Raw genomic sequence first — 10,346 nt, 5'->3', positions numbered from 1 at the left:
GACCAGCTTCACGGCCTCGTCTTTGTACTCAGGGGTGAAGTCCCGACGTGATCTTGCCATAGTGAACATTCTCTCTTGTGAGGTGTCCACACAACGGGGTCAAGGCCAAGCAAATGCGGAGGGAGCCAAGGCGTGGGCGTGAGACGTCTTATATCCCTAGGGCGGTTTCGAGACGGCCTGAACGGTCGAAAGCTTGTCGCGTTAGAGGCACCCCGCCGAGTGCTGAGGGACAAAAGAATTGTGACGACACAAAACGTCGATGAGGGTAGGCGGAGAACGGGCACAGAGGGAGCAGATGCGTGCTTGGCTCTGGCATTTTCTTCTCGCGAGTGGCAACGTGGGTACTGCGCAAGACGAGACGGAAGGATGCCGATAATGTCAGAGTCGCAGCGAGTGCGCGATCAACGATCGCTGACTACGTCGATGGGCGCTATCTGGCTTGTGGTGGGTGGCGCTCTTACGCTCATCTGCGCCGGGCTACTTTTCGCTATGCAGTGGCTCAGCCCAGCCGGGGTCGCGACCACAGGATTGGTTATCGTATTGGTTCTGTATGCGGCGATGGTGGTCATCCGTTTTGCCGTGAGTCGTAGGCGACTGCGGCTCGGCCTCCTTGCAACGTTTACCCTGCTGATCGTGATTATTTTTCTCATCTGTGCGGTGGTCGTCACGGCAATGGAGTGGGGCGCGGTCAGCCCGTCGTAATTGTGTTGACTTTGCCATCCCTGTTTGATTCCTGTGGATTTTTTCCGCGCGGTCGCAGAGGCATCGAATTTTCCTCGGATGCGAGTCCGTCATGTTCATAGGCGTGGTGTTGTTGCAGCGAGAGAGCACACGGCTTGGGGCCGATAGGTGCGTGTAGCGTAGATCATGTTCCGGCGACAGCGAGCACAGTTGCTTCGATCGTCATTTATGAACACAATCTCAAGCCGGTACGGCGAGGCCGCAGTGAGCTATGAAACGAGTGCCGTGAGCAGTGCGGCGGCGCCCGTGTCGCCCGTGTTGGTCTGCTCGCCGACCGTGGTGAAACCGAGACGTGAGTGGAAGGCCAGCAACTGCGGATTGGGCGGAAAGGTATTCACTTCGCACACCACTTCGGTGGCGTGGGCCTCGCGAGCAGCCTGAAAGACGGAGGCGTAGAGCAATTCGCCGAGGCCCTGGCTTCGTGCGTTTGGCGCCACGACGATGCGGTCTACATAGAGGAAGTCGCTCGATCGGGCTTCAAACCAACGGTAGCTTTCACTTGCATATTCGGCGGACGGGGCAAAGCCGATCACGAAACCAGCCACGGTGTGCACATCCTCCACCGTCGTGACCACGACTGAGTGAGTAGCAGTAGCTACGAGGGTGGCAAGCAAATCAGCGTCAAGGGCATAGACGGCGGGAACTGCCTCATTGTTCAGCGTGAGCACCTGGGGGAGATCGAGAGGGTTGAGGGAGCGAAGCGCATACGTCATGGTACCGACGGTATTCCGAAGAGCTGAACGTGGCCTTACTGCGCCCTCAAGTTTTTGAGACAGTCTGTTGTGTTTTTCTTCTATGCCGCAGCCAGTTGGCGGTGGTCTTGGTAAGCGGCTAGAGCTGCGGCCGGTTGTAATCTTCCGCTGTGGGAGTGGGGCCGCCGCCGGTTGTACCAGGATTCGATTTATTCCATCACCGCGGTGCGTGCGGCGAGGTGGTTGTCGAAGTGCTGCTGGTAATGCATCTCAGTTTTCATATGGGAGAAAAACGACTCTGCCACGGCATTGATTGAGCTGCCGCGGGTATTTCGAACAGCGGAATTAGTGGATTCTTCTACGCTGCCAATGCTTGGATTCCATCTGTCGTTGCAACACCGCGCTGATTAAGTACTGATTAGTAGATCACGGAATCGCTCTGCCGGGGTGTCCCAGCCGAGCGTTTTGCGGGGTCGGCCGTTCAGTTCCTGCGCGACCCGTTCCAGATCCTCGAGGCCATAAACCGACAGGTCGCTTCCCTTCGGCAAATACTGGCGCAGGAGCCCGTTGGTGCTCTCGTTCGAGCCCCGCTGCCAGGGGCTGGCCGGGTCGCAGAAATACACCGGCATGTCTGTCGCGGTGGTGAATGACTTGTGGGTCGACATCTCTGATCCCTGGTCCCAAGTCAGCGACCCGCGAAGGTGTGCCGGCAGCGTGCCGATCGTGGCCACCAGACCGTCACGGACGGCGTCGGTTGTGTGGGCGCCGGGCAGGTGGACGAGCATGACGTAACGGGTGGTGCGCTCGACCAGGGTCGCAATCGCGGTCTTGTTGAGTTTGCCGGTGATGAGGTCGCCCAATTGCCGGAGTAGTAACGCTCCAGACGGTGGCAACCGAGAGAGCCAACCAGATCCGTCCTCGGGCTCAATGCCGCCGTATGACAGACCACCATTGATGTCGTGGTCCGATGCAAACGTGAACGCAAGCATGGTGTGATCGGTGACCGATATCAACGATTGCGGCGGTGAGGCGGTGCGCATGGAACGGTGCTATACACGACGTATGCACAACCGCGGGCAACTCGAGGTTGCCTGGGCACTCAATTCGAACACCTCCGAAAGTGAAGACGGACCGTTGATTTTCACGGTCAGGAAAACTAGAGAGAGAAAAAAATGAAAGCAGTCGTTTATAAGGGCCCCAACGAGGTCAACGTTGAAGAAGTTCCGGATGCCACGATCGAGCGTCCCACTGACGTTCTCGTACGCATCACGGCCACGAATATTTGCGGTTCAGATTTACACATGTACGAGGGACGTACCGATTTCGAAACTGGACGCACGTTTGGCCACGAAAATATGGGCGAGGTCATCGAGATTGGTAACGGCGTCGACAAGGTGAGAGTCGGCGAACACGTCGTGCTGCCGTTCAATATTTCCTGCGGCTTTTGCAAGAATTGCGAACGCGGCTTTACCAACTATTGCATGACCACTCAACCAGACCCGGTCGGCGCGGGCGCCGCCTACGGCTTCGCGGGAATGGGTCCGTATCCCGGCGGGCAGGCCCAAATGCTGCGTGTGCCCTACGGTGACAGTAACTGCCTGCGCCTGGGTGAAGACGCCGTAGAAAAGCAGAACGATTACGTGATGCTTTCGGACATCTTCCCTACCGGCTACCACGCTACCGAGATGGCTGGAGTCATGCCCGGTGACACAGTAGTGATTTACGGTGCGGGTCCGGTCGGGCTGATGGCTGCACTGTCTGCCACGATCAAGGGCGCGAGTAAAGTCTGGGTTGTGGATCGACGCCCAGACCGGCTGGCCCTTGCCGAGCAGATCGGTGCGATCGCCATTGATGACTCGAAGACGGATCCGGTTCAGTTTGTTTTGGACCAGACTAAGGGTATTGGCGCGGATCGGGGTTGTGAATGCGTGGGCTATCAGGCCCACGACCCACAGGGCACCGAAGATCCCGCCATGACTCTGAATCGGCTGATTCGGTCCGTGCGCATCACCGGCGGAATTGGTGTTGTTGGCGTTTTCCTGCCGGCAGATCCTGGCGGCTTCGACGAGAACGCCAAGCAGGGCAAGATTGCTATTGACTACGGCCTGCAGTGGCTCAAGGGCCAAAACATTGGCAGTGGCCAATGCCCGGTAAAGAAATATAATCGGCAGTTGCGCGAGCTGATAGCTGTGGGTAAGGCCAAGCCATCATGGATCGTTTCCCACGAGATTCCCCTTAGCGATGCCGCGGATGCCTATAAGAACTTCGGCGACCGCACCGACGGGTGGACCAAGGTGATCCTCAAGCCCGAATAGGCCAACACCTAGCGGCCCATGTGACCTAGCTTCTGTGGCCTAAATTACGGCGTGCGCGGCAGGGAGAACCAGACCGCACAGTTCCCCTGCCGCTACGTTTTTAGTGGGTCATTCCCCTAGTTCATCACGAGTATCGCCATCGTGAGTGCTCGGCGTTGAAATCTGTGCCCCGTGCCCTGTGCCGCTTCACGTAGTTGATCACCCTAGACATGTGTTCGATAGCGGACGCGGTCAGATCGGCCTTTTTATTCCAAGAATTGTAGACATATGATCACCCGTGGCCCACACAAACCCATTCGCGGTAAATGTCTAGGAAGAGAGTAAACACATGAGTCAAGAAATGAATATCGCAGCCCAGCAGAAGTTTGGTGACGCCGTGAACAGCGGAAAACTCGACCTTCTCGACAACCTTGTGGCCGCCGACGCAGTTGACAACGACCCTGCCCCTGGACAAGGCCCTGGCCCCGAGGGCTACAAAGCGTTCTTTGGCGAGATGATTGCTGCTTTTCCAGACCTGCACATCGAAGTTGAGCGTCTCGTCGCCAACGATACCGACGTCGCATTCGCTTATACCCTCACCGGCACCCACCAAGGCCCTCTCATGGGCCACGCCGCTAGCGGCAAAACGATGTCTGTTCGTGGCATGCAAATTAGCCGGTTTGAGAACGGGAAACTTGTCGAGCGGTGGGGTAGCAGCGACCAACAGGGCATGCTCGAACAACTCGGCTTGGCGCCGTAATTTACGATTACTGGCGTTTTAATTAGTGGAGGCAGTGTCAACCCACGTATGTTCGTAATCTTGGACGAGGGTGCGAATCATGAGGAGATTCCTTCAGTTTTTTCGGGGGCGATGACAACCCGATTGTGCTGACCTATTCCTGCGGCGGAACGCTCTCGAGAGCGTTGTGGAGACGCCGGTTGTTGTGCCAGTCGAGCCGGCCGAAGGTGAGCTCCCCGACATCAGGCAAGGACTTCAAATCAACCCTCTTGAATGGCGATTCTTTGGCCGCGACCGCGTTTCATAGTGCCCAACCACGGTCTCGTCTCCCAACGTGACAGTGTTCGATAGTTGCCTGCATTCGCTCAGGCTACTCGCGTCGGGGCTGGCAATTTAATCGTTTTAGTTGCTATGCCTGAGCGCACCTGTTAGTCCTGATATGGTCGGCACGATTGATTCTGGTCGCTGCTGTTACAAGCGGGAAGAGAGTGGTCATGATGCGCGAGAACCCTCCGGTGAACGAACCTCAAGACAGCGACATTGAAGTTGGGAAGCCTAAGGACTGGGCCGCTGGGATGCCCGGTGTGCTGCACTCAATGATTCCGGCGATCAAGGATATGGGCGTGGATCGAACGCGAAAGACGATGCTGTCTCTGAACCAGAAGGACGGCTTCGATTGCATGAGCTGTGCGTGGCCGGATCCTGATCATCGCAAGGCATTCGAGTTCTGCGAAAACGGCGCCAAGGCCGTCACCTGGGAAGCGACGCCCATTGTCGTGTCCTCCAGTTTTTGGGCCGAGCATTCGGTCAGCGACCTGCTCACGCGTTCGGAGTATTGGCTGGGCACGCAGGGACGCCTGACTGAACCTGTCTATAAGCCAGCCGGTGAGGACCACTACCGGCCTATCAGCTGGGACAAGGTATTCGCCATCGTCGGCAACAAGCTCAACAGCCTCGAGTCCCCCAATGAGGCTGTCTTTTACACCAGCGGTCGCGCGTCCAACGAGGCCGCCTTCGCGTATCAGCTTTTCGCCCGCGGCTACGGGACGAATAACCTGCCCGACTGCTCCAATATGTGCCACGAATCAACCGGTCGGGCCTTGGATCCGACCATTGGAATTGGCAAGTCCACGATCGCCTACGATGATTTCGGCAAGGCCGATCTGATCATTATCATGGGCCAGAATCCGGGAACCAACAGTCCCCGCATGCTCACTGCTCTCGAGGAAGCCAAGGACAACGGCGCGGAAATTGTCGCCGTAAATCCCCTGCCGGAAGCGGGACTGAGAAGATACAAGAACCCGCAGCAGGTCAAGGGCATCATCGGCCACGGGACTGAGATTGCCGATCAGTTCATTCAGATCCGGCTGGGCGGGGACATGGCCCTGTTACAGGCCGTCTCCAAAAGGGTGCTCGATGCTGAGGCCGAAAACCCGGGAACAGTTCTGGACCGCCAATTCCTTGACGAGCACTGTGAAGGGCTGGAGGAGTTCACACTGCACCTCGCGGAGCTGGACGAGGGTGCAGTCCTGGAGGCGACTGGCCTACGCATAGACGAGATCGATGAGTTGGCGGCCCGATACCTGAAAGCTGAGAGGGTCATCATCACCTGGGCGATGGGGATAACCCAGCACAAGAAAGCGGTCGCCACGATCAAGGAGATCATCAACCTGCTTCTGCTGCGCGGAAACATCGGCAAGCCGGGCGCTGGCGCTTGCCCGATTCGAGGCCACAGCAATGTCCAGGGCGACAGGACCATGGGTATCTGGGAGCAAATGCCACAGTCATTCATGGACGCACTCGGCAAGGAATTCGGCTTCGAGCCGCCAATTGATCATGGAGTGGACGCGGTCAAGACAATCCAGTCCATGCGTGACGGCGGCATCAAATTTTTCATGGCATTGGGAGGCAACCTGGTCGGGGCGATCGCGGATACCAATGCCGCCGAAGCCGCGATGCACGGCACGGACATGACCGTCCAGATCTCCACCAAACTGAACCGCTCCCACGCGGTCGTGGGCAAGGAAGCGCTTATTCTTCCGACCATGGGCCGCACCGAGGTCGACCGACAGACATCGGGAGAGCAATTCGTGTCGGTCGAAGACACGGTCTGTGCGGTGCATCCCTCCTTCGGCGTGATTGAACCGGTTGCACCTGGCCTGCTTTCCGAGGTTGCCATTATCTGCCGCTTGGCACGGGCGACGATCGGGGAGAAGACCAACGCTGATTGGCCTGGATTCGAGAAAGACTACGATCTGATCCGCGAACACATCTCGCACGTGGTGGAAGGATGCCAGGACTACAACACAAAAATCCGGAAGGATGGCGGCTTTGTGTTGCCGAACGGACCGCGAGACTCGCGCACTTTCCACACGCCCACGGGCAAGGCCATGATCACTGTCAACGGGCTTGAGTTTATTGGCCGGCCGGCCGCGACCTTGATCCTGCAGACTATGCGATCCCATGACCAGTTCAACACCACCATCTACGGTTTCGACGACCGTTACCGGGGCATCAAGAAAGGCCGGCATGTGGTCTTCGTGAATCCGGAAGACCTCGCTGAACTGAGCTTGGAGGACGGCCAGCAGGTGGACATTCACGGCGTGCACGATGATGGCGCGCAGCGAGTACTGCGCAATTACCGTGTGGTTGCCTATCCCAGCGCCCGTGGGTGCGCTGCCACGTACTTTCCCGAGGCGAACGTTCTTGTTCCCTTGGACAAAGTAGCCGACGACAGCAACACACCGGTATCCAAGGCCGTCATCGTCAGGCTGGAACCTGCTCAGAAGCAGGAGTCCCCGGTCAAGTCCTTTTGAGTGGTGTTTCGGTTTCCCTGTGATCCCTCGGCTGATTAGGCGCTGAGGGCAGAGATCTCGATAGCCACCTCCTCGGGCATAACGGTCCCGACGGCCTGAGATTTGGCCAGGGCATCGAGGCCGAGATAGCGGCGGGACTCGACCCATTCATCGTGTTGCTCGGCAAGGACAGCTCCCACGAGACGGATGATCGAGTCCCGGTTAGGGAAGATCCCGACGACATCGGTCTGGCGGCTGATCTCCCTATTCAAGCGCTCGTTCGGGTTGTTCGACCAGATCTGTTTCCAGAGCTCTTTCGGGAACACTGTGAACGCGAGAATGTCGGCCCTGGCCGCGTCGAGATGCGCACGCTTTCGGGAGCTTGTGTTCCAATGCGTCCAGGACCCGGTCGAACTGGGCATTCACTGCGTCTGCATCGGGCTGGTCATAAACGGTATGCAGCAGCGTCTTCACCCACGGCCGCGAGCTCTTCGGTGTCGCTGACATCAGGTTCGCCGAGTAGTGCATTTGGCACCGCTGCCACGCAGCCCCGGGCAGGGTCGCCGCGGTCGCGGCGACCAGGCCGACGTGGGCGTCAGAGATGACGAGCTTGACACCGGTGAGGCCCCGGGCGGTGAGGTCGCGGAAGAACTCAGACCAGACCGCGCCGTCCTCGCTGGAAGCGACCTGGAGGCCCAGGATCTCGCGGTGGCCATCGGCGTTGACGCCGGTAGCGACCATCACGGACACGTTCACGGCCCGGCCGCCTTCTCGAACTTTCATCGCGAGGGCGTCGGCGGCGACGAACATGTAGGGGCCGCCGTCCAGGGGGCGGGTTCGGAAGTCGGCGACGTGGTCGTCGAGTTCTTTCGACATCTCCGAGACTTGAGATTTAGAGAGGTGGATGATGCCGAGGGTCTCGACGAGTTTCTCCATCCGCCGGGTCGAGACGCCTAACAGGTAGCAGGTCGCGACGACGGTTGTCAGGGACCACCGGCGGACGCTCGTGCCGAATACGGCTGAGCGACTGGGGCGGTGACGACTTGGCGACGGGAAGAGCGGGAGGTTCGACAGCGACTGACGATCGCACATTCGTTGCTCTCAAACCCATCAGATCGACAGTGAGGTACCAGCTGCCGCTGCGAGGGACGGTGAGACGGAAAGGTGACGTCTTTACCAGGCCCCCGAAGTGTTTGTGCGGTCGGCCGTTTTTGTAAGAGGTGAAGTTTGAACTGTCCATAAGGCGAACATTGGCCGCTGTGGTCAACGTGACAACGACCGTGGCGCCCTTGTCCAGACGATTCCAGTGGTGCTTCGTAAATGGCAAACCTGACATTGCGCCCCCGCATCTGGTGGTCTCGATCTTGAGTCCCCGTGACTACATCGAACCATGGACCACTGACCCAGCAGTTCCGAGTCAATTAACCCGACGCTGGCGGGCCTACCAGTCGAGAGCTCCTGAGAGCCTGTCGTGTGAGCGCCATCACCCAACCTGGCGCCGTAACCTTTGCGTAACTTAGGGTAAATGACGGGATAAGTGACGTATTTGATCCTTCGCAAGCCGAAGCTAGGTCTGTCACGTATTCGAACGTATAGATGACACGTATCGAGCATGGGTTTAGTGCCCGTTTGCCGAACCCTCTACGGGGCGGCAACGGTGCGAGCATGGAGTCGCGACCATCAGTTGCGCGGCACACGGTTAGAAGCGCAGTGCGTTGACTTCAGCTGTAGTCGGCGCTGACTGTGTGTGAACTCTTCCCACGCGGACTCCCACAACCGGATGATCGCACCCTATTTCTTTCCCCAGACCGCGGTCATGTCATCCAGTGCTGCGCGGGCAGCGTCGTCGTTCGGCGCACTGTAGATCGGCTTCACCGACCGTTTCACCGCTTCCCAATCCTTCTTCGACGTGAGCTTGAACGTGTTCCGGATCAGATGAATGATGCAGGTCTGCACCGACGTCAACGGCCACACGTTCCCGACAACATCGGGTAATCCTTTCAGCCCGTCACAGATCAGGAAGAACGTGTCGGTGACGCCGCGGTTTTTGATGTCGGTCAGGACAGACATCCAGAACTTGGCGCCTTCACCGCCGGTGCCAGCCCAGAGCCCGAGGGTGTCCTTGTCGCCGGACGAAGTCACGCCGATGACCGCGTAAATGGGCCGGTTGGCGACCTGCCCGTCACGGATCTTCACTACGATCGCATCAATGAAAATCGCCGCGTAAACGCGGCAGTTTCTACTGGTCGTTGCGAATCGTGTGTGCCTTAGTTCTGTGTCCTAATCGTCTCATGGCCTGATGGGGTGTGCGGTCTTTGAGGCAGGCTCTGGGCCGACCGTTAAGTTCGTCGGCCACAGCGTTGAGGTGATCGTGGTCCCACTGGCTGAGGTCAGTCCCCTTCGGGAAANGTCCCCTTCGGGAAATATTGGCGCAGGAGCCCATTGGTGTTTTCATTAGTCCCTCGCTGCCACGGCGAGTGCGGGTCGGCAAAGTAAATACGAAGCCCAGTCTTCGTCTCGATGCGCTTGTGATGGAACATTTCGTTGCCTTGATCCCATGTCAGCGTGCGCCGGAGCGACGACGGCAGGCTCGAGAACGCACCGATGAGTGCGTCACTGACGGTTTGTGCGCTGTGGTCGCTCTGGAGGAAGACGAGGATCGTCATGCGGGTCTTGCGTTCCACGAGCGTGGCAATTGCTGAGCCGTTACTGGAGCCCAAGATGAGGTCTCCTTCCCAATGCCCGGCTTGGAGCCGGGATTCGACGTGTGCTGGGCGTTCGTGGATGGAGCACACTTTGGTGGACTGCTTCAGTGAACCGTCTTTGGATCTGCCGCGCCCGCGACGGTGCCGGTACGTGCGTCCCGTGCGCAGGCTCGCCGGCGTCGCTACGCTGATCAGCCCGCGATAAACACCGTCGTAGATAGTCTCAGGACAGACGTGCCAGGTTAGTTTGTTCGGATAGCGTCGTCTCAGCCAGGTCACGTCCCGTGCAGTGGTGTAATTCCCGGGGTTCGATCGTTGGAATAACAACGTAACGAACCACCGTGCGATGGTCAGTGAGAACCGTTCAAAGTTCCTCACAG

General features: G+C 58.4%; 8 protein-coding genes and 4 pseudogenes. 4 read left to right on the top strand and 8 right to left on the bottom strand.

Annotated elements, in window-relative coordinates; translation table 11 throughout:
- Positions 1-375: 375 nt before the first annotated feature.
- Entirely contained in the window at positions 376-702 is a 327-nt protein-coding gene (locus E3O11_RS07295; RefSeq protein WP_092453158.1) for a hypothetical protein, read from the top strand.
- A gap of 248 nt (positions 703-950) precedes the next feature.
- Here E3O11_RS07295 and E3O11_RS07290 read toward each other — a convergent pair whose 3' ends face one another.
- The 3 genes and pseudogenes from E3O11_RS07290 to E3O11_RS07280 all read right to left on the bottom strand — a co-directional run.
- The gene (locus E3O11_RS07290) at positions 951-1,454 is read right to left on the bottom strand and encodes a GNAT family N-acetyltransferase (protein ID WP_092453161.1); all 504 of its coding nucleotides are present in this window, start codon (positions 1,452-1,454) and stop codon (positions 951-953) included.
- A gap of 188 nt (positions 1,455-1,642) precedes the next feature.
- Positions 1,643-1,738, bottom strand: a complete 96-nt coding sequence (locus E3O11_RS07285) for an IS3 family transposase (RefSeq protein ID WP_134477618.1) — start codon at positions 1,736-1,738, stop codon at positions 1,643-1,645.
- A 102-nt stretch (positions 1,739-1,840) separates the two neighbouring features.
- Positions 1,841-2,290 (bottom strand): annotated as a pseudogene (locus tag E3O11_RS07280) (IS30 family transposase); the annotation flags it as partial.
- A 315-nt stretch (positions 2,291-2,605) separates the two neighbouring features.
- Here E3O11_RS07280 and E3O11_RS07275 point away from each other — a divergent pair.
- Entirely contained in the window at positions 2,606-3,748 is a 1,143-nt protein-coding gene (locus E3O11_RS07275; RefSeq protein ID WP_092453164.1) for a glutathione-independent formaldehyde dehydrogenase, read from the top strand.
- Between the two features lie 124 nt (positions 3,749-3,872).
- Here E3O11_RS07275 and E3O11_RS18690 read toward each other — a convergent pair.
- Positions 3,873-3,986, bottom strand: a pseudogene (locus E3O11_RS18690) (DUF3140 domain-containing protein); the annotation flags it as partial.
- 90 nt (positions 3,987-4,076) lie between these two features.
- Here E3O11_RS18690 and E3O11_RS07265 point away from each other — a divergent pair.
- On the top strand, positions 4,077-4,487 hold the full coding sequence (locus tag E3O11_RS07265) for an ester cyclase (protein ID WP_092453167.1): 411 nt from the start codon (positions 4,077-4,079) through the stop codon (positions 4,485-4,487).
- 473 nt (positions 4,488-4,960) lie between these two features.
- Complete coding sequence (locus E3O11_RS07260) at positions 4,961-7,282, top strand: FdhF/YdeP family oxidoreductase (RefSeq protein ID WP_092453169.1); 2,322 nt, start codon at positions 4,961-4,963, stop codon at positions 7,280-7,282.
- A gap of 35 nt (positions 7,283-7,317) precedes the next feature.
- Here the strand turns inward: E3O11_RS07260 and E3O11_RS07255 are convergent.
- The 4 genes and pseudogenes from E3O11_RS07255 to E3O11_RS07240 form a co-directional block, all read right to left on the bottom strand.
- Positions 7,318-8,251, bottom strand: a pseudogene (locus E3O11_RS07255) (IS256 family transposase); the annotation flags it as partial.
- Positions 8,154-8,597 (bottom strand): DUF1883 domain-containing protein, encoded by a 444-nt coding sequence (locus E3O11_RS18685; protein WP_092453172.1) that lies wholly within the window; start codon positions 8,595-8,597, stop codon positions 8,154-8,156. The pseudogene E3O11_RS07255 and the gene E3O11_RS18685, both read right to left, overlap by 98 nt.
- 356 nt (positions 8,598-8,953) lie before the next feature.
- Positions 8,954-9,490, bottom strand: a pseudogene (locus tag E3O11_RS07245) (IS256 family transposase); the annotation flags it as partial.
- A 161-nt stretch (positions 9,491-9,651) separates the two neighbouring features.
- The gene (locus E3O11_RS07240; protein WP_198415570.1) at positions 9,652-10,245 is read right to left on the bottom strand and encodes an IS30 family transposase; all 594 of its coding nucleotides are present in this window, start codon (positions 10,243-10,245) and stop codon (positions 9,652-9,654) included.
- Positions 10,246-10,346 lie beyond the last annotated feature (101 nt).

The organism is Cryobacterium levicorallinum (genome assembly GCF_004402405.1).
Classification (GTDB): Bacteria; Actinomycetota; Actinomycetes; order Actinomycetales; family Microbacteriaceae; genus Cryobacterium; species Cryobacterium levicorallinum.
The sequence above is the reverse complement of the archived record's forward strand: the minus strand, read 5'-3'. Positions and strand labels throughout refer to the sequence as shown.

Bases quoted from the DNA above. Each gene is read 5' to 3' on its own strand.
- E3O11_RS07260 (WP_092453169.1), top strand. From the start codon at position 4,961: ATGATGCGCGAGAACCCTCCGGTGAACGAACCTCAAGACAGCGACATT.
- E3O11_RS07265 (WP_092453167.1), top strand. From the start codon at position 4,077: ATGAGTCAAGAAATGAATATCGCAGCCCAGCAGAAGTTTGGTGACGCC.
- E3O11_RS07290 (WP_092453161.1), bottom strand. From the start codon at position 1,454: ATGACGTATGCGCTTCGCTCCCTCAACCCTCTCGATCTCCCCCAGGTG.
- E3O11_RS07295 (WP_092453158.1), top strand. From the start codon at position 376: ATGTCAGAGTCGCAGCGAGTGCGCGATCAACGATCGCTGACTACGTCG.
- E3O11_RS18685 (WP_092453172.1), bottom strand. From the start codon at position 8,597: ATGTCAGGTTTGCCATTTACGAAGCACCACTGGAATCGTCTGGACAAG.
- E3O11_RS07275 (WP_092453164.1), top strand. From the start codon at position 2,606: ATGAAAGCAGTCGTTTATAAGGGCCCCAACGAGGTCAACGTTGAAGAA.